The 26,591-nt window shown below is 64.0% G+C and carries 21 protein-coding genes and 2 tRNA genes; 15 read left to right on the top strand and 8 right to left on the bottom strand.

Annotated features, from left to right (window positions below; translation table 11 throughout):
- Nucleotides 1-237: 237 nt before the first annotated feature.
- Entirely contained in the window at nt 238-978 is a 741-nt protein-coding gene (locus NR193_RS09615; RefSeq protein ID WP_256750626.1) for a TonB family protein, read from the top strand.
- 67 nt (nt 979-1,045) lie between these two features.
- Nucleotides 1,046-1,360 carry an antibiotic biosynthesis monooxygenase gene (locus NR193_RS09620; RefSeq protein ID WP_256750627.1) on the top strand — a complete coding sequence of 105 codons (315 nt, stop codon included), beginning with the start codon at nt 1,046-1,048 and terminating at the stop codon, nt 1,358-1,360.
- A 7-nt stretch (nt 1,361-1,367) separates the two neighbouring features.
- On the opposite strand, the gene putA is transcribed toward NR193_RS09620, so the two are convergent.
- Entirely contained in the window at nt 1,368-4,979 is a 3,612-nt protein-coding gene (putA, locus tag NR193_RS09625; protein WP_256750628.1) for a bifunctional proline dehydrogenase/L-glutamate gamma-semialdehyde dehydrogenase PutA, read from the bottom strand.
- 163 nt (nt 4,980-5,142) lie between these two features.
- Between putA and NR193_RS09630 the strand changes: the two genes are divergently transcribed.
- Nucleotides 5,143-5,595 (top strand): Lrp/AsnC family transcriptional regulator, encoded by a 453-nt coding sequence (locus tag NR193_RS09630; protein ID WP_256750629.1) that lies wholly within the window; start codon nt 5,143-5,145, stop codon nt 5,593-5,595.
- Between the two features lie 45 nt (nt 5,596-5,640).
- Here NR193_RS09630 and NR193_RS09635 read toward each other — a convergent pair whose 3' ends face one another.
- Together NR193_RS09635 and NR193_RS09640 are read right to left on the bottom strand one after the other, a co-directional pair.
- A complete protein-coding gene (locus NR193_RS09635) occupies nt 5,641-6,840 on the bottom strand; it encodes a cytochrome-c peroxidase (protein WP_256750630.1) in 1,200 nt (399 codons plus the stop codon).
- 7 nt (nt 6,841-6,847) lie between these two features.
- Nucleotides 6,848-7,297 (bottom strand): FixH family protein, encoded by a 450-nt coding sequence (locus tag NR193_RS09640; RefSeq protein ID WP_256750631.1) that lies wholly within the window; start codon nt 7,295-7,297, stop codon nt 6,848-6,850.
- A 151-nt stretch (nt 7,298-7,448) separates the two neighbouring features.
- On the opposite strand from NR193_RS09640, the gene NR193_RS09645 reads away from it, so the two are divergent.
- The gene (locus tag NR193_RS09645) at nt 7,449-8,369 is read left to right on the top strand and encodes a sugar kinase (RefSeq protein ID WP_256750632.1); all 921 of its coding nucleotides are present in this window, start codon (nt 7,449-7,451) and stop codon (nt 8,367-8,369) included.
- Here the strand turns inward: NR193_RS09645 and NR193_RS09650 are convergent.
- The 3 genes from NR193_RS09650 to NR193_RS09660 form a co-directional block, all read right to left on the bottom strand.
- A complete protein-coding gene (locus NR193_RS09650) occupies nt 8,366-9,388 on the bottom strand; it encodes an aldose epimerase family protein (protein WP_256750633.1) in 1,023 nt (340 codons plus the stop codon). The genes NR193_RS09645 and NR193_RS09650 overlap by 4 nt on opposite strands.
- Before the next feature lie 90 nt (nt 9,389-9,478).
- Entirely contained in the window at nt 9,479-10,936 is a 1,458-nt protein-coding gene (locus NR193_RS09655; protein ID WP_256750634.1) for an NAD-dependent succinate-semialdehyde dehydrogenase, read from the bottom strand.
- 327 nt (nt 10,937-11,263) lie between these two features.
- Entirely contained in the window at nt 11,264-12,214 is a 951-nt protein-coding gene (locus NR193_RS09660) for an AEC family transporter (protein ID WP_256750635.1), read from the bottom strand.
- 145 nt (nt 12,215-12,359) lie between these two features.
- On the opposite strand from NR193_RS09660, the gene NR193_RS09665 reads away from it, so the two are divergent.
- The 11 genes from NR193_RS09665 to NR193_RS09715 all read left to right on the top strand — a co-directional run bounded on the left by NR193_RS09665 (nt 12,360) and on the right by NR193_RS09715 (nt 23,978).
- Nucleotides 12,360-15,380 carry a caspase family protein gene (locus NR193_RS09665; RefSeq protein WP_256750636.1) on the top strand — a complete coding sequence of 1,007 codons (3,021 nt, stop codon included), beginning with the start codon at nt 12,360-12,362 and terminating at the stop codon, nt 15,378-15,380.
- A 97-nt stretch (nt 15,381-15,477) separates the two neighbouring features.
- A complete protein-coding gene (locus NR193_RS09670) occupies nt 15,478-16,026 on the top strand; it encodes a histidine phosphatase family protein (RefSeq protein ID WP_256750637.1) in 549 nt (182 codons plus the stop codon).
- 216 nt (nt 16,027-16,242) lie between these two features.
- Nucleotides 16,243-16,316 (top strand) — tRNA-OTHER (locus NR193_RS09675).
- 2 nt (nt 16,317-16,318) lie between these two features.
- A tRNA-Leu gene (locus NR193_RS09680) sits at nt 16,319-16,387 on the top strand.
- A 363-nt stretch (nt 16,388-16,750) separates the two neighbouring features.
- Nucleotides 16,751-17,893 (top strand): slipin family protein, encoded by a 1,143-nt coding sequence (locus NR193_RS09685; protein ID WP_256750638.1) that lies wholly within the window; start codon nt 16,751-16,753, stop codon nt 17,891-17,893.
- Between the two features lie 175 nt (nt 17,894-18,068).
- A complete protein-coding gene (locus NR193_RS09690) occupies nt 18,069-18,350 on the top strand; it encodes an acyl carrier protein (RefSeq protein ID WP_006335407.1) in 282 nt (93 codons plus the stop codon).
- Between the two features lie 54 nt (nt 18,351-18,404).
- Nucleotides 18,405-19,595: a beta-ketoacyl-ACP synthase gene (locus NR193_RS09695; protein ID WP_256750639.1), complete on the top strand. Its 1,191-nt coding sequence runs from the start codon at nt 18,405-18,407 to the stop codon at nt 19,593-19,595.
- Between the two features lie 50 nt (nt 19,596-19,645).
- Nucleotides 19,646-20,923, top strand: coding sequence for a beta-ketoacyl-ACP synthase (locus NR193_RS09700; RefSeq protein ID WP_256750640.1), 1,278 nt, complete (start codon nt 19,646-19,648; stop codon nt 20,921-20,923).
- Between the two features lie 36 nt (nt 20,924-20,959).
- Nucleotides 20,960-21,988 carry a zinc-binding dehydrogenase gene (locus NR193_RS09705; RefSeq protein ID WP_256750641.1) on the top strand — a complete coding sequence of 343 codons (1,029 nt, stop codon included), beginning with the start codon at nt 20,960-20,962 and terminating at the stop codon, nt 21,986-21,988.
- Nucleotides 21,989-22,001: 13 nt separating this feature from the next.
- Nucleotides 22,002-22,988, top strand: a complete 987-nt coding sequence (locus NR193_RS09710) for a lipid A biosynthesis lauroyl acyltransferase (RefSeq protein ID WP_256750694.1) — start codon at nt 22,002-22,004, stop codon at nt 22,986-22,988.
- 156 nt (nt 22,989-23,144) lie between these two features.
- On the top strand, nt 23,145-23,978 hold the full coding sequence (locus tag NR193_RS09715) for a class I SAM-dependent methyltransferase (RefSeq protein ID WP_256750642.1): 834 nt from the start codon (nt 23,145-23,147) through the stop codon (nt 23,976-23,978).
- On the opposite strand, the gene NR193_RS09720 is transcribed toward NR193_RS09715, so the two are convergent.
- Nucleotides 23,957-25,147, bottom strand: a complete 1,191-nt coding sequence (locus NR193_RS09720) for an NAD(P)/FAD-dependent oxidoreductase (protein ID WP_256750643.1) — start codon at nt 25,145-25,147, stop codon at nt 23,957-23,959. The two genes, NR193_RS09715 and NR193_RS09720, sit on opposite strands and share 22 nt — an antisense overlap.
- A gap of 193 nt (nt 25,148-25,340) precedes the next feature.
- Nucleotides 25,341-26,549, bottom strand: coding sequence for an ATP-grasp domain-containing protein (locus NR193_RS09725; protein WP_256750644.1), 1,209 nt, complete (start codon nt 26,547-26,549; stop codon nt 25,341-25,343).
- Between the last annotated feature and the right edge of the window lie 42 nt (nt 26,550-26,591).

The following is a 26,591-nucleotide window of genomic DNA, read 5'->3' on the forward strand; positions in this document are numbered from 1 at the left end:
CACGACATGCGTGCAATCAGTCCTCACCCCGAAGCCGGCGCAGCGCTGGCGATAGCGCCGGCCGAGCCGCTCGCGCAGGCACGGCCAGCGGCCTGGAACGGCAAGTGGGCGGCGGCGATCGTCATCTCCTGCCTGCTCCATGCCGCCGTGGCGGCGGCTTTTCTGATCTCGCCTCCAGGGACATTCGATTCCAGTAACGCCATGCAGTCGGAAGGCCGCGATCAGTCGGGCGCCAATGTGGTCGGCAGCGCGCTGGATAAGGGCCCGGCGGCAATAAATGTTGCGCTGGTGCCGAACCCGCGACCGACCAACCCACAGCCAGCAAAGCCGGCCAAGCCGGCGTCGCCAATAGAACCCTCACGGCCGGTGCAGGAAGCAACGAAGCAGCCCCAAAAACCTTTGCCGGAACCCGCCAAACAGCCAACGGTCACGCCTGACATATTGGTGGCTGGCGCCCCGCGTCCCGACAACCAGAGCCTGGCTCCCAAGACTGAAACGCCGGCACAGCCGATTGCTCGGTCCGAACGCACCGAGACGCCTGCCCCGGTTCCAGAACAGCCGCCGATCCCCAGCGCCAGGCCAAGTCCGGCAACTGCCCTTTCAAAGACAGCGGATGAAAAGCGGGGCACGGCGGATGGCCAGGACCGGCTCGCGCAGGCAGCCAGCAAGGGCAAGAAACAGAAAGAGGCAGGCAGTGCCACAGAAGACAGCTACCGCGGCGACGTCATCCGAAAGCTGAGCCGCGTCAATCGTGCTGTCCCGCCCTCGGTGCAACTGACCGCCCGCAACAATGCCGTTGTGACATTCGTCATTGGTAGCCGTGGCGGCATCGATGACCTGCGCATTCTGCAAAGCTCCGGATCGGAAAACTTCGATCAGGTGGTGCTCGGCATCGTCCGCAAGGCGGCGCCCTTCCCGCCCATCCCGCCGAAAGTCGGCAACAGTTTGGTCTTCACCGGGGCAATCGGTCCGTTTTGAGGGCTTCCGCCTCGCCGTCTCAACCATCCATCAATCGTTGCAATCCACCAATGTTGAAAGGAACCCGATGTACATCGCCATGAACCGCTTCAAGGTGCAGAACGGCTCGGAAGACGATTTCGAAGCCGTCTGGAAGAACCGCGATTCCAGCCTTTCGGAGATGAAAGGCTTCCGGGAATTCCATCTGCTGCGCGGCCCGGTCAACGAGGCCGAGGGCTACACGCTGTTTGCTTCGCACACAGTATGGGCGAGCCACGATGATTTCGTCGCCTGGACCAGGTCGGAGAATTTCCGCGCCGCCCACAGAAATGTCGGCACGTCAAAAGTCCACTATCTCGGTCACCCGCAGTTCGAGGGCTTTTCCGTCGTCGAGGGCGCTTAGGCCAAGGTCAGGCGCTCGCCAGCAAACTGGCATTGCCGCCGGCTGCCGTGGTGTCGACGCAGACGGCACGTTCATGCGCATAGGCGGCGGGATTGAGCACCTCGCTGACCAGCGGCACGATCGGTCCGCTGCGATCGGCAATCACCTTGCGCACGACGCGTGCAGCCTCGGGCGTGCCCGAGAAAGCGACGACATCGACACGCAGCGAGCGCGCTTCGACCGGATCCGGGCGGCCGTCGATGGCGGCCAGGGGCAGGCCCTTGCCGGTCAGTGCGGAGAGCGCCGCCGGTGCGCCTGGCGCCACCGCGAGCACCGCATTGCCGGCGGCGAGCGCCTGGATGGTCTGCGCCAGCAGCGTGTCGGCATCGGGACCGAGACACAGCACCCGTCCGCGCGGTGACAGCGACAGCGTGTTGGCCTCGCCGGTCGGCCCGGGCAGGTCGACCTGGCCGAAATCGATGCCGGCGGCGGCCCCGATGGCCGCAGCCCCCTTGCCACGCAGATGCTTCCTCAGGATGGCGACCCGGTCGGGCCGCGTCGACCAGCCGCCAAGCGCGGGATCGGGCAGATTGTCGGCGAGTTCCGTCGCCGTCACCTTGTGGCCCTCGGCGAGATGCGTGCCGGCCTCCGGCCCTTTCCGGAAGCGGCGGAGATAGTGCGGGCCACCGGCCTTCGGCCCGGTGCCGGACAGCCCCTCGCCGCCAAACGGCTGCGAACCGACGACGGCGCCGATCTGGTTGCGGTTGACATAGATGTTGCCGGCATGGATGCCATCGACGAAATGCTGCACGCGGCCCTCGATGCGGGTGTGCAGGCCGAAGGTCAGGCCATAGCCCTTGCGGTTGATGGCGGCGATCACCGCGTCGATCTGGTCGGCATCGAACGTCGCGACATGCAGCACCGGCCCGAACACCTCGCGCTCCATCTCCTCGATGCCCTTGACCCGGAAGACATGCGGCGCGACGAAGCGCCCATCCTTCGGTGCTTCCAGCTTGGCGATCAGCCGGCCCTGCAGCCCCATTTTGGCGCAGTAGTCGCGGATCGAGCTTTGCGCCTCGTCATCGATGACTGGGCCGACATCGGTCGAAATGTGCCAAGGATCGCCAATGCTGAGCGCTTCCATGGCGCCCTTCAGCATCTCCAGCATCTTCTTCTCGACGTCCTTCTGCACATAGAGCACGCGCAGCGCCGAGCAGCGCTGGCCGGCGCTCTGGAAGGCCGAGGCGAGGATGTCGCGCACCGCTTGCTCAGGCAGCGCGGTGGAATCGACGATCATCGCATTCAATCCGCCAGTCTCGGCGATCAGCATGGCATCCGGTGCGGCGGTCTCGGCCAGCTGCTTTTCGATCAGCTTGGCGACCTCGGTCGAACCGGTGAAGCAGACGCCGGCAATGCGCGGATCGGCGGTCAGCGGCGCGCCGACCGACGGGCCATCGCCGGGCAGAAGCTGGATGACGTCTTCCGGCACGCCGGCCTCGCGCAGCAGTTCGACGGCGCGGAAGGCAATCAGCGGCGTCTGCTCGGCCGGCTTGGCGATGACCGAATTGCCGGTGACGAGCGCCGCCGCGATCTGGCCGGTGAAGATGGCGAGCGGGAAATTCCACGGCGAAATGCAGACGATGGCGCCGCGCGCTTGCGTGCCTGTCTCGGCATTGGCCGCCTCGGCGGCGTAGTAGCGCAGGAAGTCCACCGCCTCACGCACCTCGGCGACGCCGTCGGCCAGCGATTTGCCGGCCTCGCGGGTGGCGAGCGCGAAAAACTCGACGGCATTCGCCTCATAGAGATCGGCGGCGCGGTTGAGGATAGCTGCACGTTCGGCGACGAGACGTTTGGCCCAGGCCGGCTGTGCTTCCACGGCGAAGCGCACGGCGGTCGCCACCTGCTTGGCGGCGGCTTCGCTGATCGTGCCGACCACTTCGTCAGGCTTTGCCGGATTGACGATCGGGCGCTGCTTGCCGTAGCCGGCCGCCCGCGTGATCGGCTTGGCATGCCAGCGATCGGGGCCAGCGAATGCCGCCTTGGCCTTGTCGATCGCCGCCAGCGTCACCGTGTCGGTGATGTCGAAACCCTTCGAGTTGCGGCGGCCGGTGCCGAATATCTGGGAAGGCCGGGCAATCGCCGGATTGGCGGCCGGACCCTGGCTCTCGACCGTCTCGAGCGGATCGCGGGCGATGTCCTCCGGCTCGACGTCCTCGTCGGTCAGCTGATGCACGAAGGAGGAATTGGCGCCGTTCTCCAGCAGCCGGCGCACCAGATAGGCAAGCAGGTCCGAATGCGCGCCGACCGGGGCATAGATGCGGCAGCGCGTGCCTTCGGCCTGCCGCACCGTCTCGTGCAGCGCTTCGCCCATGCCATGCAGGCGCTGGAATTCGAAGGAGTCTCGATTCCCGGCCATCGACAGGATGGCGGCGACCGTGTGGGCGTTGTGCGTGGCGAATTGCGGATAGATGCGGTCGGTCATCGACAGCAGCTTCTTGGCGCAAGCCATGTAGGAAACGTCGGTGTTGGCCTTGCGGGTGAAGACGGGGTACCCTGTGAGCCCAAGCGTCTGCGCGCGCTTGATCTCGGTATCCCAATAGGCGCCCTTGACCAGCCGCACCATGATGTTGCGGTCATACTTCTTGGCCAGCGCGTAGAGCCAGTCGATGGCAAAGGCGGCGCGCGGCCCATAGGCCTGGACGACAACGCCAAAACCATTCCAGCCGGCCAGTTCCGGCTCGGCCAGCACCCGCTCGATGACGTCGAGCGACAGATCGAGGCGATCGGCCTCCTCGGCGTCGATGTTGAGGCCCATGCGCGAATGTCTGGCTGCGAGAGCCAGCGACAGCAGCCGCTCGGCCATGACAGGCAGCATCTCCTCCTTCTGCGCCACCTCGTAGCGTGGATGCAGCGCCGAAAGCTTGACCGAGATGCCGTGGTTCTGGCGAATATCCGGCCCGTTGGAGCCGGCATCAAGCGAGGAAATGGCGTCGGCATAGGCCTTGTGATAGCGAAGCGCATCGGCCTCGGTGCGGGCCGCCTCGCCCAGCATGTCGAAGGAATAGAGGTAGCCCTTCTGCGTCATCGGCCGGCCGCGCTTGACGGCTTCCGCGATGCTGCGGCCGAGCACGAACTGCTCGCCCATCTCGCGCATGGCGGCCGCCACCGCCTTGCGGATGACCGGCTCGCCCAGCCGCCGCACCATCGAGCGCAGCGTGCCTTCGATGCCGCCCTCGCCTTCGTCCAGGACACGCCCGGTCAGCATCAGCGCCCAGGTCGAGGCGTTGACGAAGATCGAGCTCGAGCCGCCGGAATGCGCCGACCAGTCGTGCGGCGCGATCTTGTCGGCGATGAGATCGTCCATCGTCTCGGTGTCGGGGACGCGCAACAGCGCCTCGGCCAGGCACATCAGCGCCACGCCTTCCTTGGTGGAAAGGCCGTAGGCGGAAAGAAACACTTCCATCAGCCGCGGATCAGAAGAGCCGCGCACCGCACGCACCAGATCCGCGGCACGGGCCGAGATCGCCTTGCGGTCCTTCGCCGAGAGTTCTGTGGCCTCGGCCAGCCGCTTCACGGCCTCGTCTTCGTCGGGCAAATAGTTGGCGCGGATCTGCTGTCGGATGGCATCGAGCGCTTGCATGGCGGTCCCGTGGATCGAGCAAAGGGGATCGGGCCGGCGGCCACCGGACCGAATGGCGCAAGCTAGCACAGCTCCGAAATTTCAGCCGGTCCAAAGAAATCGACATGGCAGGTCATTCTATCTATCATGACCTTCCAAAGTCGAAGGATGGACTATAATTTCGATGACAGAAGACCAATTGGACCGCATCGACCGGAATATCCTGTCGGCATTGGCAAGCGATGGCCGGCTTTCGATGTCCGAACTGTCGGCAAAGGTCGGCCTGTCGAAGACGCCGGTGCAGGCGCGGGTGAAGCGGCTGGAGAAGGACGGCTTCATCAGGGGCTACCAGGCAATCATCGACCGAGAGCGCATGGGCGAAGGCCATGTCGCCTTCGTCCAGGTGAAATTGTCCGATACCCGTTCCGCCGCGCTCGACGCCTTCAATCGGTCCGTGCAGGCCGTGCCGGAGATCGAGCAGTGCCACATGATGGCATCGAGCTTCGACTACCTGCTGAAAGTCCGCACCAGGGACATCGCCGCCTATCGGCGCGTGCTGGGCGAGCGCATCTCGGCCCTGCCCCACGTCGCCCAGACCTCGACTTTCGTGGCGATGGAGACGGTCAAGGACCGATGACCATGATCCCGAAAAGTGGAAGCCGGCTTTCGGAATAGATCCAGATCATTCGGACAGCGTCTTCAGGAAGGCCACCAGCGCCCCGCGTTCGCGGTCTGAAAGCTCCAGCGGATGGACCTCCGACACGCCCTCGACGCTCGGGGCAGCCTTGGCGTAATGCGCCACCACCTCGTCGAGCGACGAAAACTGCCCGGCATGCATGTAGGGCGGCCGCGTTGCGGCGCCGCGCAACGAGGGCGTCTTGTAAGCGCGGATGAGTTCAGGTGCGGACTTGACCATGAAGCGCAGTTCACCGCAGGCACTGACGTCGCCGTCACGGAAGGCGCCGAAGCAGTTGAACGGATCGGCCTCGACTTGGCTTACCGCATCGATGCGTCCGCGATCCGGCGGCAAGCCCGCGACGGGGGGCACGCCGGTGTTGTGAAAGCCGTTGTCGGTGAAGCGCGGGCCGTTGTGACAGGTCACGCAATTGGCCTTGCCGATGAACAGTTTCAGCCCAAGGAGTTCATCGTTGGAAAAGACGGCATCGCCTTTCGGTTCGGCGCCGGCGACGAGGTCCAGCGCAAAGCGGTCGAAGCGTGTCGGCGCTGGTTCGATCGAGCGTTCGAAGGCGGCGATCGCCTTGCCGATATTGGCGTAGACGCCGTTAATCGCGTCGCGCTGTGCACCGCTCATCGCGTTCCAGGCAGCCTTGTCGGCATCGGTTCCAAGCGGGCTGGCGTTCAATGGCATGCCGGAAAGATCCGGCAGCGGCCCGAAGATGCGCTCATAGCGCTCGCCGAAGCGCGCCTTGATGTAATGGGCGTAGGCGGCGCGGTTTCCCGCTTGCTCCAGCGGGTTTTCGAGCGGCGTCAGCGCTTGCGCCCAAAGGCTGTCGCGGCGGCCATCCCAGAAGAACCACGGATCGCGCGCCACGCCGGCCAGCGGCATGGTGCGCCGGTTGGTGTGGCCGACGCCCACCGCTTGCGGCAGGTCGTCCTGGAACTGACGGTCGATCTTGTGGCAGGTCGAGCACGACACCGTGCCGTCGCGGCTCATCCCCACGTCGAAGAACAGCGTCGAGCCAAGTGCCGCGGCCGCCGGCACATCGGCGAAACGGTTGGTGGTGTCGGGTTTGAGCGGCGGCAGCCTCGACAACGTCAGCGAGGCGATGGTCTGCTTCTCTGCGTCGGAAAAGTCCGGCTTGCCGCAACCGGTGAGGACAACGGCCACCATCAGCGCCAGAACACATGAAAGGCGCTTCATTGGCCGCTCACAGCACCACGTTGAACAGCACCGTGTCCGAACCGGCGGTGGCCGAGATGGCGAAATGCAGCTGCCACCAGCCGCTCATCGTGAATTTCAGCCCCTCGATCCGATAGCGCCCGTCGCCAAGATAGTCGGTCGCCTGCGGGCTGGTCGGCAGGCCGTGATTGTGCTGCGGCATGCCCCCGGAGATCGCGATCGCCGCGCCTTCCACCGGCGCTCCGGTCTTTGTCTTCAGGGTCAGCAGCCAGGATTCCAGTTCGCCCAGTCGCACAACGCCCCGCTCCGGCGCGAAGCTTGCCACGAACAGCCCGTTGTCGGTCGGCTTCGTCCGCGAGACATCCGGACCGGCAGGCTGCGACGATCGCGGCGCCGTCAGGTAGACCACGGCGAGAATGCCAGCCAGCAAAGCAGCCAGACCCAGACCTGCCAGAAGATAACGCCATAGTGATGCCAAACCGGTTCCTCTTCTGCAGACAACGTTCTGCCAGGCGGATCACATCCCGCCAGCCTGTGGGAAAACGCTGTGGCGGAAAAAAGCCCGCTTGCCAAGCATGGCGCTGCCGGCGGCAAAAAGCTACAGCACCGAAGTCACTGGAGGACTGTGCATGGCGGGAAACGGCGTTGCCTCGATCGGCGAATGCATGCTCGAACTGTCGGGTCAGACTGGCCCGAACTGGCGCATGGGCTTTGCCGGCGACACGTTCAACACGCTGTGGGCGCTGCATGCGTTGAGTGGCGATCGGCCGGCAACCTATGTCTCGGCCTTCGGCGATGATCCCTTCTCGCAAGGCCAGATCGCCTTCTTCGCCGAAAACGGCATCGGCATAGGCTCCAGCCCGGTCATACCGGGGGCACGGCCCGGACTCTACGCCATCACGTTGAACGGTGCAGAGCGCTCCTTCACCTACTGGCGCGGCGATGCCGCTGCCCGGCAGCTCGCCTCCGATCCGGCGGCACTATTGAAAAACCTTGAGAATCAATCACTTGTCTACCTTTCCGGAATCACCTTGGCAATTCTCGACGATGCCGCGCGCGCCGCGTTGCTGGCGGCCGTGGCCAAGGCGCGGGCGGCGGGCTCGACTGTCGCCTTCGATCCAAACTACCGGCCGCGGCTCTGGCGCGGGCGCGAGGATGCGCAAGCGGTGATCGTCGAAGCGCTTGCCGTCACCGACATCGCCTTGCCGACCTTCCCCGACGAGCAGATGCTGTTTGATGACAAGGCGCCGCGGGCGACTGCTGACCGGATCGGGCAACTGGTCGGCGAAGTCGTCGTCAAGAATGGCGAAGCGCCGGCGCTGATTGCCGCAAACGGGACGCTGCGCGAAAGCGCTGCAATCCATGTCGCCGCTCCCGTCGATACGACGGGCGCCGGCGATTCCTTCAATGGCGGCTATCTTGCGGCTCGTCTTGCCGGCCATGACCCGTTGGAAGCCGCACGCCGCGCCCATCGCGTCGCGGCCGCCGTGGTACAGGTTCGCGGTGCGCTGGCGCCGTTCGAGACGCTGCGGGCAGCGTTCGAGGGCTAAGGCAGGCGGAAGCGGTACTCCGTCACGTGGTGATAGGCCTCGCCGGGCCACAGTGTCGCCTGCGGAAAATACGGCCGGTTCGGTGCATCCGGCCATACCTGCGGCTCCAGGCAGAAGCCACAGAAGGCCTTGTAGTTTCGCCCTTCCAATCCCGCGCGCGGTGTCACGTACTGGCCGGTATAGAGCTGGACGCCAGGCTCCGTGGTCCAGACCTCCATCTCGACACCGGAGGTCGCCGCTTGCACCCACGCGGCCTGCCGAAGCGGTCCGCGCGTCGAGGCAAGGCAGAAATTCTGGTCGTAAGGCAGCTGCTCGCCCTCGGTCTCCATGCGCAGCGGCCGTGCCTGGCGGAAATCGAAGGGCGTGCCGTCAACCGGCTTGACCACGCCGGTCGGGATCATGTCGCCGTCAACCGGCAGGTAGGCACCGGCATTCAGCATCATCCTGTGGTCGAGAATATCGCCGGCGCCGCCATCATCGAGGTTGAAATATGAATGCTGGGTGAGATTGCACAGCGTCGGTTCCTCGCAGGTGGCGGTCAGTTCCACGCTCAGCGTGCCGGGGATCTTCAGCCGGTAGGTGCAGGTGACGTCGAGCGCGGCGGGGAAACCCATCGTGCCGTCGGGATCGTGCAGGGTCAGCGTAACGAAATCCCTGCCATGCAGCGAAACTGTCCACGGCCGGTGGAAATAGCCTTTCGAGCCGCCATGCAGCGTGTGCTTGTCGAGGAAATTTCGTTCAGTCTGGTAGCGCTTGCCGGCGATGGTGAAGCGGCCGTCGCGGATGCGGTTGGCATAGCGGCCGACAACGGCTCCGAAGAAGGCCGAATCCGTCTCGTACGCTTCCAGGCGGTCATAGCCGAGCACCAGCGGTGCATCGTGCCCGGTCAGGCGCAGATCCTGGATGATCGCGCCGAGCCCGATGATGTTGGCTGTGAGACCGCCGCCCCTGATCGTGAAGCGACGCACCGGCTCGCCTGCCTGCGTCGTGCCGAAAACCTCGCCGTCCTTCATCGCCATGCCCGCAAACGTCAGTTGATCCAGAGGATTTCGGCCGGTTTTGACATCCTGGGCGGGCAGGTCATAGGCCTGCCCGCCAAGGGCAGTCTATCAGAGGCCGAGGCCGCCGATGCAGACATATTTGGTGTCGAGGTAGTCCTCGATGCCCTGATGTCCGCCTTCCTTGCCGAGGCCGGATTCCTTGACGCCGCCGAACGGCGCTTCCGGCGTGGTGATGAGGCCTTCATTGACGCCAACCATGCCGTATTTCAGCCCTTCCATGACGCGGAAGGCGCGGCCGAGATCGCCAGTGTAGAAATAACAGGCGAGGCCGAATTCGGTGTCGTTGGCAAGCGTGATGGCTTCCTCTTCCGTCTCGAACTTGAACACCGGCGCGACCGGGCCAAAGATCTCTTCCTTCATGAAGCGCATCTTGGGCGTCGCGTTGGCGATGACCGTCGGCTGGAAGAACGAACCGCCGAGCGCATGGCGCTTGCCGCCGGCGACGACCTTGCCGCCCTTGGCGGTGGCGTCGGCGATCAGTTCCTCGACCTTCTCGACCGCCTTCACGTCGATCAGCGGTCCCTGCTGCACGCCATCCTCGAGACCTGAACCGACCTTCAGCCCGTTGCTGGCCGCTGCAAGCCCTTCGACAAATTTGTCATAGACGCCGGCCTGAACCAGGAAGCGGTTGGTGCAAACGCAGGTCTGGCCTGAGTTGCGGTATTTGGCGGTGATCGCACCAGCGATGGCGCGCTCGAGATCGGCGTCGTCGAATACGATGAACGGCGCGTTGCCGCCGAGCTCCATCGAGACCTTCTTGACGGTGACGGAAGACTTCTGGATCAGGATCTTGCCGACCTCGGTCGACCCGGTGAAGGTGATCTTCTTGACCAGCGGGTTGGCGCAGATTTCGTCGCCGATCTCGCCGGCGGCACCGGTCAGGATGTTGATGACGCCCTTGGGGAAACCGACTTCCTCGGCGAGCGCGCCCCAGGCGAGACCCGAGTACGGCGTCTGCGAGGCCGGCTTGACCACGGCGGTGCAGCCGGCGGCGAGAGCCGGCCCGAGCTTGCGGGCCAGCATCGACGACGGGAAGTTCCACGGCGTGATGGCGGCGATGACGCCGACCGGCTCTTTGGTCACCAGGATGCGGCGGTCCGCCCATGGCGACGGCACGACGTCACCGTAGGTGCGGCGGCCTTCCTCGGCGAACCACAGGATGTAGGCCGCGGCCGAGCCGATCTCGCCCTTCGATTCGAACAGCGACTTGCCCTGTTCGATGGTCAAGAGTTCGGCCAGCACGTCCTGATTGTCCATCATCGCGTCATGCAGCTTGCGCAGCAGCTTCGAGCGCTCGAGAGCGGTCGTCTTGCGCCAGGACTTGAAGGCGGCTTCGGCCGCCTCGATGGCGCGGCGGGTCTCGGCCTTGCCCGACTTCGGCACGGTGCCGATCTTGAGCCCGGTGGCCGGGTTGTTGACATCGACCGTCTGGCCGCTGTCGGCCTGCACCCATTCGCCATTGATGAGATTGGCCTGCCGCATGAAATGGCTGGTTTTCTGAAGCATGGTCTATCCTCCGTTCGGCGCTGACGGGCCGGTCTGTGAATTCTGCGCTGGGCGTGCGCTGTGCCATGGAAGCCGGCACGCCGGAGCCACTGCTCTTTACCTAGGGCAAGGCCCGCAAGCAATCGCAAGATGGCATATAGGGGTTAGGCCAGCGCCAGACGAGAGCGGGCTGACATGCTTCGCTCAAGGGCGTTGAGATTCAGGTCAGGCCGCGCCGAGAATGGCGGGGGCCGAGAACCGGAACGGAGCGTACATTTGGGTACGTGAGTACCGGAAGCACAGGCGCCCGCCGTTCGCAGGCCGGCCTCACCTGAATATCGACATACCCTAGCCGAAGACGTGGACGACAACCGTCAGCCAGAAGGCGGTGGTGACGACAGCGCAGGCCGTGGCGATGGTCATCTGGTTCGACGCCAGCGCCTGCCCGGTGTTGAACTGGACGGCGATGAGATAGGAATTGACGCCCGACGGCAGTGCCGCCACCACGACGGCCACCTTGGCCGTCAACGGCGGCAGGCCGAGCAACCAGACAAGTGCGAGGACCAGCGCCGGCATCAGGAACAGCTTCAGCGCCGAAAGTGCCAGTGCAGGCCGGACATTGCCGGAAACGCCGAAGCGACGCAGGCTGAGCCCCATGGCGAACAGCGCCACCGGCCCGGCTGTATCGGCCAGCGCATTGACGAGCCGCATGACGAGGTCCGGCAGCGGCGCGCCGCCGAGGCGCCATGCGAGCCCCGCCAGAATGCCGATGATCAGCGGGTTGATGAACAGCCGCCTCAGGAAACTCCTGATGATGCGCAGCGGGTGCACTGGTTCGCCACCGCCCCGGCCGAACATCTCGAACAGGACGATCGAGGCCATCATCATGATCGGCAGGTGCACGGAGACCAGCAGCGACAGCACTTCGAAGCCGCTCGGGCCGAATATGCCAAGAATGAAGGGAGCGCCCAGCAGGACGACATTGGAGTATGCCGACGACACGCCACCGACGACGCCGGCGCGTGCATCCCGTCCGAATATCCTCGTGGTGACGAAATGGCCGGCGGCCCAGGTGATTGCCACCGCAGTGAAATACGCACCCCAGAGGGGCCACGGCGCCACGCCGTGGAAATCGGACGTCACCATCGTCTGGAACAACAGCAGCGGCATCGCCACGCTGACCGCGAAATCGGCTATCCCCTCGCCGCTCGCCGGCTTCAGATAGCCGGTAAACCCGGCGAGATAGCCGAGCGCGACAAGACTGAAGACAAAGAGGACGGTTTCGGTGAGCGGAGACATTTTTCAGGGATAGGCGAGCCACGGTCGCGGCGCAATCGCGCCCGAATTTGATCGCGCCCGAATTTGATCATGCCCGAATTTGATCATGGTAGACTGGCAGCGTTATAGAGGGCTTGCGATCTTCAGGGCGGACACGAAACGACAAATGACTTTTGTCGAAACTTCAAGACAGCATCTTTTCCAGCAGGCGTGGCTGACAGCTTTCGTCGCCGCGCTGTTTTGCCTTGCCGCGACGACGCTTCAGGCTGCCGAAACGAAGAACCTCAAGGGCGTGGCGCTGATCATCGGCCAGTCGAAATACGAACACATCACCGCCCTTCCCAACCCAGCCAACGACGCCCGCGACATGGCCAAGATGCTGACCGATCTCGGCTTCGACGCCCGCAGCGTCACCGATCGTGATGCCGCGAAGCTGAAGCGCGACCTGGAACGTTTCACAGAGGATGCCGAAGGCGCCGACGTCGCCTTCGTCTATTATTCCGGCCACGGCATCGAGGCCGGCGGCGAGAACTATCTGGTGCCGGTCGATGCCGACGTTTCATCGCTTAAGGACGCCGACCAGGCTCTGGTGCCAATTTCCATCGTCATGGACGCGTTGAAAAAGACCGTGCCGGTGACGATCATCCTGCTCGATGCCTGTCGCACCAATCCGTTTCCGCCGGATGCCCAGGTACGGCGCGCACCAACCGCTTCGGCTTCGCCCATTGGTGCTGGCGGACTGGAGCCGGTGCGCGGTGCGAAAGCCCTCGGCAACACGACTGCGACGGACGAAAGCCTCGGCACCGTGGTCGGCTTTGCCGCCGAGCCCGGCCGCCCGGCGCTCGATGGCGCCGCCGGCGAAAACAGCCCCTACGCGGCGGCATTGCTGCGCCATCTCGCGGCGATGAAAGGCACGGAATTCGGCTCGGTCATGCGCATGGTGACCGAGGAAGTCTATCTCGACACCAAGGCAAAGCAGCGTCCCTGGGTCAATGAGAGCCTGCGCCGGCTGCTCTATTTCGGCATCGCGCCACCCGAACCGACCGGCGACGACGGGCTGATCACTGGCGAAAGACGGCAGCTGCTGTTGACCATCTCCGACCTGCCCGGCCCGAAACGGGCGCAGGTGGAACTGGCTTCGCTACAGGACGGCGTGCCGCTCGACGCACTCTATGGCGTGCTCAAGGCGTTGGGCGCTGAAAAGATGCCGGAGGATCCGACCGATCTGCAAAAGCTGCTGGACGCCCAGGCCGAGCGCCTGAAGAAGATGATATCCGAGCGCGCCGCGCTGCGCACCGACGATCCGGAGATCAAGCGCCTGGTTGCCTCCGCTGACAAGGCCATCGGCCAGGGCGCGATCGCGACGGCGCGCAAATTCCTCGATGAGGCCGTCGGCCGGGTCGAGCAGACCGGCAACGCGGTCGACGAGGCCGAGGCGTTGGTCAAGCAGAAACGCCTTGCCGATGCCGCTATCTACGCCAGGCGGGCCGATGCCTCGGCGCTGGCCTTCGACTACCAAGCCGCCGCAAATGACTACGCCAAGGCGTTTTCGCTGGTCGAGAAGTGGGATGACAAGCTGCGCTGGAACTACAAGAACCAGGAAGCCGAGGCGCTGAACGGCTATGGCTATGCGACCGGCGACCTGGATGCGCTGCAGCGTTCCATCGACGCCTACCGCATCATCCTGAACTTCATCCCCAATGGCGAACAGAACCGCGACTGGGCGATCACCCGCAACAACATGGCGGTGGTGCTGCAGACGATCGGCGAGCGCGAGACCGAAACGGCGCATCTCGAAGAAGCGGCCCGGATCTTTCGCGATTCGCTTGTCGTCTTCGAACGCGAGAAGGACGACCTCAACTGGGCCGCCGCACAGAACAATCTGGCCAATGTGCTGTTGAAGCTCGGCGAACGGCAGAGCGACCCGAAGCGATTGAATGAAGCGGTGACGGCAATGCGCGCCACGCTGGAGAAGCGGCCGCGCGACAAGGTACCACTCGACTGGGCGGCCTCGCAGATGAATCTCGGTATCGCGCTGTACGCGCTTTCCGAGCGTGAGCCCGCCGGCGAGCATCTGACACAAGCGGAAGCGGCCTACCGGCTGGCGCTCGAGGAATACACGCGCGAAAAGGCGCCGGTGGAGTGGGCGATGGTCGAGAACAATCTCGGCAACACGCTTGTGTCGCTCGGCATTCAGCTCAACGACAAGGCGAAGATCAACGAGGCGGCCGACGCCTTCCGCGCCGCGCTTCAGGTACGAACCAGGGAAACCTTCCCGGTATCGTGGGCGACCAGCCGGCTCAACCTCGGCAATGCGCTCAGCGGTGTCGCCCGCTTCGACATGGGCACCGGCGCGCTCGAGGAGGCAGCGGCGGCCTATGGCGACGCATTGACGGTGTTCACCCGGCAGCGTTTTCCGATGGACTGGGCGTCGGCCCAGAACAACCTCGGTTCGATCTACCAGACGCTGGGCCAGCGCACCCGCGACCCGGCCAGGCTCGAAGAGTCGGCCGCCGCATTTCAGGCGGCCCGCCGGGTTTACACCAGAAGGGCATTTCCCCTCGACTGGGCCATGAGCCACTACAATCTCGGCAACACGCTGCAGCTTCTTGGTGGCCTGACGGACAAGCCAGACCGTTACAGCGAGGCGGTCAACGCCTATCGCGATGCGTTGCGCGAATACAAGCGAGAGACGAACCCGCGGCAATGGGCGCTGAGCGAGGCGGGCCTCGGCTCGGCGCTGCACTGGCTGAGCATGAGCAATGCCGATCCCAAGACCCTGGCCGATTCCGTCGCGGCGCGTCGGGCAGCGCTTGAAGTGCTGACCCTCGAGGCTGCGCCCATCGACTGGGCCAACGCCCAGAACGGCATCGGCATGAGCCTGCTCAATCTTGGCAATCTCGAGCGGACCGACAAATATCTTGGCGATGCCGAGGCCGCCTTCACGGCGGCGCTGAAGGTTTTCACCAGGGAAAGCCAGCCCATGCAATGGGCCTTCGAACAGAACAATCTCGGCGACATCCACTGGAACCGGGCCAGCTATGGCGGCGGCAAGGCCGAATATCAGAAGGCGATCGAGTTCTTCGAGAGCGCCAAGCAGGGTTTCACCGAAGCCGGCTACACGATTCCCATTCCGCTCACCGACCAGAAGATCGATCTGGTGAAGAAGCAGATGGCCAAGAAGTAGGGCTCCCGCCGACCGCGCCTTGTCTTTCGTCCGGCTTTACCGTCCCTATATGTCCTGTCACCCGGAACCCATTGCCGGAACCGCAGAAGGATAGCCGATGATTCGATTTGTGCTGGCTTTGCTTCTGCTCGCCGTGCCCACGGCGGCCAGTGCGACGGATGCCGGCTGGGCGCTGTTGCGTGACGGCGGCCATGTGGTGCTGCTTCGCCACGCAATGGTCACCGGCACCACCGACCCGGCCAATTTCGACATCGACAACTGTGCCACCCAGATCAACCTGTCGGCACGCGGCAAGCAGCAGGCGAGCAAGATCGGCGCCCTGTTTGCCGCCCGTGCCGCGCCGATCGATCGCGTGTTGTCCAGTCGCTATTGCCGGTGCCTCGACACTGCCCGCATCGCCTTCGAGGCCGAACCGAAGCCCTTCGCGCCGCTCGATCTCCTGAAAACCGACGAGAAGGAGAAAGCCGCCCAGATCGCGGCCATCATGACCGAGATCCGCGGCTATTCCGGCTCCGACAATCTGGTCATGGTCACTCATCTCGAAAATATCGTCGCGCTGACCGGGGTCGCGCCGCGCGAGGGCGAAGCGGTGGTCGTCGAGCCACAAGGCGACGGCCTGCGCGTACTCGGCCGCGTGACGTTCTGAAGGCTGGCATCGCACCAGCAGTGTTGCCGAATTGCCACCACTGAAAAAAGCCGCGAATTCGCCCCGACAATGCCGCTTGCGACAACCCGTCGCAGGCTCTATAGCCGCGCTCCCGGTCACGAGAACCGAAGTGAGCACAACGGCTGGAGCTTTCGTCTCCGCCCGTGCAGGCGGCATTGCCGCCCTGTATACGGCGCCGCTTTGGGGATTGGGGTCGCGGATGTAGCTCAGGGGTAGAGCGCCGGATTTGGGTCCGGAGGTCGCAGGTTCGATTCCTGCTGTCTGCACCACGGATAGCTCAGTTTGGTAGAGCATCAGATTTAGGTTCTGATTGTCGAAGGTTCGAATCCTTCTCCATTGGCCTGATAAGCCAGCACCCTGCCACGGTGTTATCTGAAAAACGGTCCGGGGACTGGAATGCTGAAGACCTGACGGGACGTCCGAAGCCTTCGGGCCGAGGCCGTATCGACAGGTCCGACGCCATCGGCTCGCGGCCAGGCCCGCGGTGACGATCAAGGCACAGCGTTGCCGGCAAGGGAGGCCAAGGCCTTCGGCGCCCGCTTCGCTGCCTCGCGATCCGCTCCCGAAGGTCCGCCACGGATTGATGCCACCAGTCCCCGGATCATTCGTGCCCGGACCATGACGACATGAACGAGAAACGAAAGGGAAGATCGACGCATGACTTGACGCCTCGCATGGGGCCATGCCCGACAGGAGTAAGACAATGACTGTTCTCGATAAGGTTCTTGGACGCGAGCGCGTCCTCGTAAGGGAAAACGAACGTGCCCTCACCCTCCACAAGGGTGAGATCAAGGCCGTACTGATGCCGGGCGAACATTGGCTCGCCAACCGGCGCGGAAGCCTTGAAGTGTCCCGGCACGATCTGAAGAACCCGGAATTCGTTTCGGCGTACGAGAAGGCGTTGTTCGACAAGCTCCCGGATGTGGCCGCGCGTCATTTCACCGTCGTTCGCACCGGGCGCACGGACGTCGCAATCATCGAGCGGGACGGCAACCTGCATGCCGTGCTGGCGCCGGACCGCAAGCTCGTGCTGTGGACGGATGCCGGGCCGTGGAAGGTGACGATGATCGACACGTCGGCCGATCTCGCCATCGATCCAGCGGTCATGCGCCGGCTCGGCCAGGCCCGGAAGACGGAGTTGATGTCCGTCCATCCGGTCGTCGACGGTCAGGCCGGGCTGCTCTTCATCGACGGTGTCCTCGTGCGGACGCTTGCCGCGGGCGTGCATGGCTTCTGGAACGTCGGACGCATGGTGCAGATCAAGGTCGTCGACCTCAAGCGCCAGTCGCTCGACGTCGCCGGGCAGGAAGTGCTGACCAAGGATCGCGTCACGATCCGCGTCAACATCGCCGCCGAATACCGGGTCGTCGACCCGGTCAAGGCGGTGAGCGCCGTGAAGGACTTCTCCGAAGCCCTTTACCGCGCCCTGCAGTACGCCTTTCGCAAGACGCTGGGCGCGCTGACGCTCGACCAGATCCTTGAAAAGAAGGTGACGATCGACGAGGAGGCCGCCGGCAAGGTCCGCTCCGATATGGCCGGGATCGGGGTCGAGGTCAGCGATATCGCGCTCAAGGATGTCATCCTGCCGGGCGAGATGCGCGAGATCCTCAACCAGGTGGTGTCGGCCGAAAAGCAGGCCGAGGCCAACATCATCCGCCGCCGCGAGGAGACGAACGCCACGCGTTCCCTGCTCAACACGGCCAGGGTGATGGCGGAGAACCCGGTGATGCTGCGCCTGAAGGAGCTCGAGGCCCTGGAGACCATCGCCGGCAAGGTCGAGCGGCTGACCGTCCACAACGGAACGGGCGGACTGCTGAACGACCTCGTCAAGCTCCGCGACAGCTGAGCTGACGTAACGTAATGGGAAGGGCCGCCGGGCCAGCCGGCGGCCCTTCTTGCCTTTGCAGAGCAGGCTTCCCATCTGCGCCCGGCGCATCAGGCCTTTTCCTGCCGGGAAAAACCGATTAGACAGCGCCCAAACAAGATGCGGACAGATTCCGCCCGCAAAGAAGGAAAAGCCCTTGTCCACCACGTTCGACAAAGTCGCCAAGATCATTGCCGACACCAGCGAGATCGATATCGACACCATCACCCCCGAAAGCCACACGATCGACGATCTCGGTATCGATAGCCTCGATTTCCTCGATATCGTCTTCGCGATCGACAAGGAATTCGGCATCAAGGTGCCGCTGGAAAAGTGGACGCAGGAAGTCAATGACGGCAAGGCTTCGACCGACGACTACTTCGTCATGAAGAACCTGTGCGCCAAGATCGACGCGCTGGTCGCCGCCAAGAACGCCTGACGTCAGTCGAGCGCGATCTTGACGCGCTCCACCGCCTGACCCACAAAGCCGCCCATGAGCAGCCCCCACGACGTCGTCATATCAGGCATCGGCCTTGTCTCCTCGCTGGGAGAGGGCTCGGATGCGCACTGGCACAAGCTCGCGCAATCGGGCCTGGAGCCGGTGCTCGAAACCGCGCGGTTCGCGCCCTACACCGTCCATCCGCTGCCCGAGATCGACTGGAACCTGCAGATCGCCAAGCGTGGCGACCAGCGCCAGATGGAAACGTGGCAGAGGCTCGGCACCTATGCGGCAGGACTTGCGCTGGACGACGCCGGCATCAAGGGCAATGACGAGCTCTGCGCGACCATGGACATGGTGGTGGCCGCCGGTGGTGGCGAGCGTGACGAGGCGGTCGATGCTGCCATTCTCGCCGCTTCGGAAAGCCGTAACGACCGCGACGTGCTGCTCAACGAGAAGCTGACCACCGAGCTGCGGCCGACGCTGTTCCTAGCCCAGCTCTCCAACCTGCTCGCCGGCAACATCTCCATCGTCCACAAGGTGACGGGGTCGTCGCGGACCTTCATGGGCGAGGAAGGTGCAGGTGTCGCCGCCGTCGAGACTGCCGCCGCGCGCATCCGCTCCGGCCAGTCGACGCACATCCTGGTCGGCGGCGCCTTCCAGACCGAACATTCCGACATGCTGCTCGGCTACGAGCTCGCCGGCTACCTGCATCGCGGCCCCTGGAAACCTGTCTGGCAAAGACAGGGTGCCGAGGGTGGCGGCGTCGTCACCGGATCGGGAGGTGCCTTCCTGGTGCTCGAACAGCGCGAGCACGCGACAAGCCGGGGGCGCAAGATCTATGCCGAACTCGGGCCGGTCGTCTCAGGCCGCGCCAGGCGGCGGCAGGGAGAACTCGACGCCGAGATCGCCGCGTTGCTCAAGCAGGTGGCATTGCCGAACGGCAAACTGCTTGCCATCTCAGGCGCGTCGGGCGCTCATGCGGCAACCATCGCGGAGAAAGCAGCGCTCGATGCCAATCCGGCGATCGCCGCGCGCGGCTTCTCGACGCTGACCGGACACATGAAGGAAGCGCAGTTTCCTTTCGCCGTGGCGCTGGCTGCACTGGCTGTCGACCACAAGGCCGCTTACCCTGTTTTTGATGCCGCCGCCGAGAAGCCTTTCGAGGGCGTTCCCGCAACCGTCCTTGCAACGGCGATCGGCTATCACCAATTCGAGGGCATGGCGCTGGTCACCGCCGCCTAAGGCGGCGCTCCACGCTCCATGCTGCAACGATAACGCTCGAGGGCTACCGGATGGCCAATCTGAATGATCACATGGGCAGGCCGATCGTCGCCGTCACCGGCATCGGCGTGGTGACCTCCCTTGGTGTCGGCAAAACCGACAATTGGGCGGCGCTGACTTCGGGCAAGTCTGGCATTCACCCGATCACCCGCTTTCCCATCGATCAACTGAACACCCGCATCTCCGGCATGGTCGATTTTCTGGCGTCGAGTTCGAAAGGTGCCAGCCCACTCACCTACGAGCTGGCCGAGCTTGCGGGCGTCGAAGCGGTGGCCGAAGCCGGTCTTGATTCCAGCGATTTCGGCGGACCGCTCTTCCTCGCATCGCCGCCGGTCGAGCTCGACTGGGCCGAGCGCTTCTCGCTCTACAATTCCGACAAGGATAAGGACGACACCGCCGCCGAAAGACTGCTTCGGGTGGCGCGCAGCCTGAAAGAGCTGGATATTTTCGAGACCACCCAGTTCGGTTCGATCGCCGACCGCCTTGCCGACCGGCTTGGCACACGCGGTCTGCCGATCACGCTATCGACGGCTTGCGCTTCGGGTGCCACCGCGATCCAGCTCGGTGTCGAGGCGATCCGACGCGGCGAATGCGACCGTGCGCTGTCGATCGGCGCCGACGGTTCTGCGACCGCCGAGGCGCTGATCCGTTTTTCATTGCTTTCGGCGCTCTCCACGCACAACGACATCCCCGAAAAGGCATCGAAGCCTTTCTCCAGGGATCGCGACGGCTTCGTGTTGGCCGAGGGATCCGGGGCGCTGGTGTTGGAATCGCTCGAGGCTGCATTGGCTCGCGGCGCGACTGTCCTCGGCATCCTGGGCGGTTGCGGCGAGAAGGCCGACGACTTCCATCGCACCCGCTCGAAGCCGGACGCTTCGCCGGCCATCGCCGCGGTTCGCGCCGCCCTCGCCGATGCCGGCCTGGGTGAAGACGAGATCGACTATGTCAACGCCCATGGCACGTCGACACCGGAGAACGACAAGATGGAACATCTGGCGCTGTCGACCGTGTTCGGCGAGCGCATAAGCTCCATGCCGGTTTCATCGAACAAGTCGATGATCGGCCACACGCTGTCGGCGGCCGGAGCTGTCGAGGCCGCGTTCTCGCTGATGACCATGCGCGAAAGCGTCATTCCGCCGACCATCAACTACGACAATCCTGACCCGGCGATCGTGCTCGACGTGGTGCCGAACAAGAAGCGCAACGCCGAGGTTCGCACCGTCCTGTCGAACTCCTTCGGCTTTGGCGGCCAGAACACTTGCCTTGTCATGGCGCGGGAACCGGTCTAAGCGAGCGCTTTCCGCTCAACAGAACCGACGGGCTCCATGCGCGCACTGCAACTCATCGAGGACCGCCGCCTTGAAACGGTGGACCTGCCGCCCCCGCCGCCGCCCGCGCTCGGCGAAGTCACGCTGCGCATCAAGGCGGTAGCGCTGAACCACATCGATGTCTGGGGCTGGCGCGGCATGGCCTTCGCCAAACGCAAGCTGCCGCTGGTCGTCGGCGCCGAGGCCTCCGGTGAGGTCGAGTCGGTCGGTCCCGGCGTTTCCGGCCTCCTGCCCGGACAATTGGTGTCGATCTACGGCGCGCGCACCTGCGGCCTTTGCCGGGCCTGTCGCGAAGGCCGCGACAATCTGTGCGAACATGTTTCGGGCGTTCACGGCTTCCATCTCGACGGCTTCGCGCAGGAAAAGATCAACCTGCCGGCGCGCCTGCTCGTCCCCGCGCCGCCCGGCGTGACCGATATCGGCGCCGCGGTGGCGCCCGTCACCTTCGGTACGGTCGAGCACATGCTGTTCGACAATGCCAGGCTTCAGCCCGGCGAGACGATCCTTGTCCATGCCGGCGGATCCGGCATCGGCTCGGCGGCCATCCAGCTGGCGAAGCGGATGGGTTGCACGATCATCACCACTGTCGGCTCGAACGACAAGATCGACAAGGCCAAGGCGCTCGGCGCCGACCATGTGATCAACTATCGGGAAGACCGTTTCGAAGGCGTCGTGCGCAAGCTGACCAAGAAGAAGGGCGTCGATGTCGTCTTCGAACATGTCGGCGCCGACACCTTTGCCGGCTCGATGCTGTGCCTGAAGCGCGGCGGCCGCCTGGTAACCTGCGGCTCGACCTCGGGCGTATCGACGCAGATCAACCTGATGCAGTTGTTCCAGCAGCAATTGAAACTGCTCGGTTCCTTCGGCTGCCGCATGGAGAACATGGCCAACGCCATGCAGAAGATGGCGGCGGGACAGGTCGCACCGGTCATCGACACCGAAGTCGGCTTCGACGACATCGATGCCGCGCTGAAGCGCATGGAAGGCCGGGACGTGTTCGGCAAGATCATCCTGCGCGTCGGCTAAAGCCTTGACCTCTGTGTTCAAGAAGCTTCGTCGGGATATAAGGTATCGCTACGGTCGGCAGCTGCGCCAGTTGAACTACTGGGTGGTTGCGCGCGCGGCGATGATGATCATCTCGATACTGCGCCTGCTGCCGGCCGACAGTGCGCTGAATTTCTCCGATCGCGTGGCGCGCCTTATCGGCCCCAGGGTGGGGCGTCATCAGGTCGCCGTCGACAATCTGCGCAAGGCCTATCCGGAAAAGAGCGAAGACGAGATCCAGGCCATCGCCTCCGACATGTGGGGCAACATGGCCCGGCTCGCCGCCGAGTATATCTTCCTCGATGCCCTGTTCGACTATGACCCAGCCGCCACCAAGCCCGGCCGCGTCGAGGTCAAGGGAGTAGAGCACTTCACCGAGATCGCGGCCGAAAAGCAGCCGCATATCGTCTTCACCGGCCATCTCGGCAATTTCGAACTGCTGCCGGTGGCGGCGGCGACCTTCGGCATGAACATCACGGCGCTGTTTCGCCCGCCCAACAACCCCTACCTTGCCGACTATATCCTGTCGACGCGCCGCTCGACCATGGGAGCGCTGCTGCCATCGATGGCCGGCGCTTCGTTTGCGTTGGCGGGGGTGCTGGAAAACGGCGGCAACATCGGCGTCCTTGTCGACCAGAAATTCTCCAATGGCCTGGACACGACATTCTTCGGCCGTCCCTGTCAGAGCAACCGGGTGCTGGGCACCCTTGCCCGTCACTACGACTGTGACGTCTATCCGGCACGCTGCGTCAGGCTGCCAGGCAATCGCTTCCGGCTGGAGATCGAGGACAAACTGACATTGCCGCGCACCGCCGACGGCAGCGTCGACGTCCACGCCACCACCCAGCTTCTCAACGACGTGGTCGAACGCTGGGTGCGCGAAGACCCTGGTCAGTGGATGTGGTTCCACAAGAGGTGGGAGATCAGCGGCAGGCGCGGAAAGCGTCCCCCGCAGGCGAAGGCGCCGGTCGCGGATGCCTGAGATCGATCATCAGGATGTGCCAACCATGCACGCCTCGCAATTCATGAGCCCGATGATCCGGTACTGACATTCGTAGCTTCACTGGTCAGGGAATCTTAAAGAACCACGGTGCAAGTATCCCGAACGATGTTGATCGGCTGGGATGGAGCCCGTTGCATGGCAAATCTCGAGACGCGTCGCCTGGATCGGGATGGCCTCGAAGATCGTTCGTATGGCCGTTTCGGCAGGGCATGGTCCTATATCCGTCAGCGGGGCTTGCTGGAGCCGATCAGGCTCGTCCGCCGGCATGGACTTGGCGCAAGCGTTGGCTTTGTCCTGCGAAATCTCCGTTATATCCTCGCCGACCTTCTCGCGCGAAAATGGGATCGCCAGCACGGCGTCGACACCGCCGGCTCGATCCAGCTCGGCGCGCTGGATGTCGTCGGCCCGCATCGCGGCAAGGGCAATGAAGCCGTCTGTACGTCGCCCAGAACCTTCGACTTCATCATGCGGTCGCTGCCCCGCGATCTCCAGGACCACACATTCATCGACATCGGCTCTGGAAAGTCGCGAACACTGCTGCTGGCGTCGCGATATCCATTCGCAAGCATCGTCGGCGTTGAGTTCGCGCGCGAGCTGGTGGAAATCGCCAGAAGCAACATCGAGCGCTTCAGCGATCCGTCGCAGAAATGCCGGGCGCTCAGTGTCGTCCAGGCGGATGCGGCAGCTTATGAATTTCCCGAAGCACCCCTCGTGGTCTATTTCTATAATCCTTTTTCAAAGGATGTTTTCGACATCGTGCTGAAAAATCTCGTGTCGTCGCTCGAACGGCGGCCGCGGGACTGTTTCATCGTCTACGGAAGCTCAAGCCACCGCGCCATCGATTGGGCGAGGCCGGCAATCCGCGAGGCCGGCATTTTCACGGAACTTCCAGTGCCGCCGATGCCTCACTTCCTCGATGCGATCCGAACCGTCGACTATGCAGTCTTTCAATTTCGGCCCGCGGCATAGCCCCTGCCACCGGCCTTCCGGACGAAACGCGTAACGTTTCGGGCCGCGTATGGCGTGCCGGCGGTGAAACGCATCAGCGGGCCGAAACTACCGACCGCGCTCGCGCCGACGAAATGCAGGCCTGGAACACTCGACTCGAACCCCGCCGAGAGCACGGGAGCCCCTTCCCGGCGCGCAATCGCGGCAAGCATATCGGGCGCGAACAATCCGAGCCTGGCAATATCGATCTGGTAGCCGGTGCCGAGCAGGACATGATCGAAGGTGGCGGCATCCTTCTCGAACCGCAGTTCAATGGCGTGTCCCTTGGCGGCGGCGCCAACAATCCTGCTGCCGGCATTGACCTTTATTCCGTCGAAGTCCGGCTTGAGCCAGCCCGACGCGCCGGCCCCAAGGCTGCGCTTGTTGAGCCCGGCCCGGGCTGCCTCCGGAAACCGGTGCACAAAGCCTGGAACTTCGACCAGCCAGGACAGTGGGAACGGGCCGACCCTGGAGGGAGACGCAAGACGCTCCGAAGCGAAGTCGCGCAAACTCCACCCTTGCTTTCCCGACAGCGCTCGATAGCCCAGCCAATGGATGTCGCCATGGCAGACAAGCTCGACATCCGCCCCGCTTCGCTTGAGCAGCACAGCGGATTCGCAGGCACTCTGCCCGCGCCCGACGACAGCGACGCGCTTGCCGCGAAACGCCTCGTAGCCGGCATGCTCGCTGGCATGGCTGACCAGTTCGCCGGGCAATCCGTTGAAGACGGCGGGTATCATCTGCTGGTTCATCAGACCGGTGGCGATGACCACGCGGCGCGCATGGACCGCATCTCCATCGGCTAGGGCGAGACGGAATCCTCCGTTCGCCGCCTCGACGCGACTTACCATCCGCGTATCGAGGTCCGGAACCGTCTGGGCCTGAATCCACAGCCCATAATCGACGAAGTTCTCGAGCAACAGCGGTTCGCGCGGCGAGATCCCGAGGACTCCTGCATAGGAGTCGAGCGAGAGCGGACCGTTCGTGTGGCCGATATAGGTCGCGTGCCAGGGCGAGCGCAGCCTCATGCCCCTCGGCATATGGTCGCGCCAGAAGGACATTGCGCCGCCAAGAGCAAGCGTCTCGACGCGCGCTGCCTTGAGGGCGGCGGCAACGGACAGCCCAAAGGGTCCAGCGCCAATCACAGCCACCTCGCAATCAGTCCTGGGCATGGAACCGGTCATGTCAGTTGGTCTCGCGGGTCTGTTTTCTGGCAGCCTGATCTCAGTTGGGCGTTCACTCAGGCACGTCACCGTCCTAAACATTCCCAGGTTAAGAATGCGGAAATAGAACGGGTCCTGCTGCAGGGTCGGCAGATTAACTGGCACGATCAGTTAATTGTTTTCACTGCTTACGAAGTATCCGCCTCGTCAGCACTCTCCAGACAGTCAATGGTATGTCGATAAGGCCCGGCACGGGGTCGCTCGCCGCGAATGTCGCCCATGCTCGCACCGATGCGAATGACAGCAAATAAGCTCGTATTGTCAGCCGGCCGCGTGAGATCAACTTGCCGGCCGCCACCATATCCCGGACCAGATACATCCAGGACGTATTTGGCCGCGCCGAGGCTGTCTCGATCTTGTGGCCCGACTTGATTGCCCAAAGCATGCCGCCAAGATCGACGCCCGCCGCGGCGGCGAGCCCGAACCATGTCCAGGGCCGCGGATTGACGTCGAGCACCTTCATCGAACCATCGCGGGGGTCGCGTTTGAATTCGACCTCCACCAATCCGTGATGTGCGATCGATCCAAGCAGCCGGCGCGCGGCATCGATCAGTTGCGGTTCGTCAACGACCTCCACGAACGTGCTGGTATAGCCGAAGTCGACCGGATATTGCCGTGTCCGGCGGGCGGTAAATTCCGCCACCGGCGCTCCCCGGTTCCACAGCGCCGCATAGGAAAACTGACTTTCTCCTCCCCCCGGTATCATTTCCTGAACGACGACATTCTCGATGCCGATCTCTTCGGCAGCCCATCCGTAGGCTGTCAAAAACGACGCCTGGTCGTTGGCGAGAATGGCTTTCGCGCGAGCAAAACGGCTGCGCCCGCCCATGTTCGGCTTCAGGACGACAGGAAAGCGAAGCTCGGCGGCGGTTGCCTCCTGAAGCGAAGCGAACTCGTGCGTCAACGGAATGGCGACTTCCAATTCCTGGGCCCGGCGATACAGAAGCGGTTTTTCACAAACCCATTTCAGCTGTTCCCATGGCGGCAGCATCACGTCGAAGACATCAGACAATTGGTCGATGGATTGCGACACCAGCCGCACTTCCGGATCACCGCCGGGGATCAGGAGAAAGCCGTCCAGTCCCTGGGTCGCAGCCAGATCGCGCAGGAAGGCAACCGCGCCGCCATCATCGGGGCCGGGCCACGTCATCTGTCGATGAGCGTAACGCGAGAAACGCGGCAAAGGGGTATCGGCGCTCACCAGCCAGACAGGCACTTTCTGGGCACCAAGGCTCCTGGCCAACGCCAGCGTCCCATGCGCGCCACCGAGAATGACCGCCCCGGCGGGTCGACTTGAAACACGATCGTCGATTTCAGGCTGGGAAAGCATCTGTCAATTCCGGCAAACGGCAAGTTTCCCGGCGCACCGATT

The sequence above is a fragment of the Mesorhizobium sp. Mes31 genome, assembly GCF_024519675.1.
GTDB lineage: Bacteria > Pseudomonadota > Alphaproteobacteria > Rhizobiales > Rhizobiaceae > Mesorhizobium.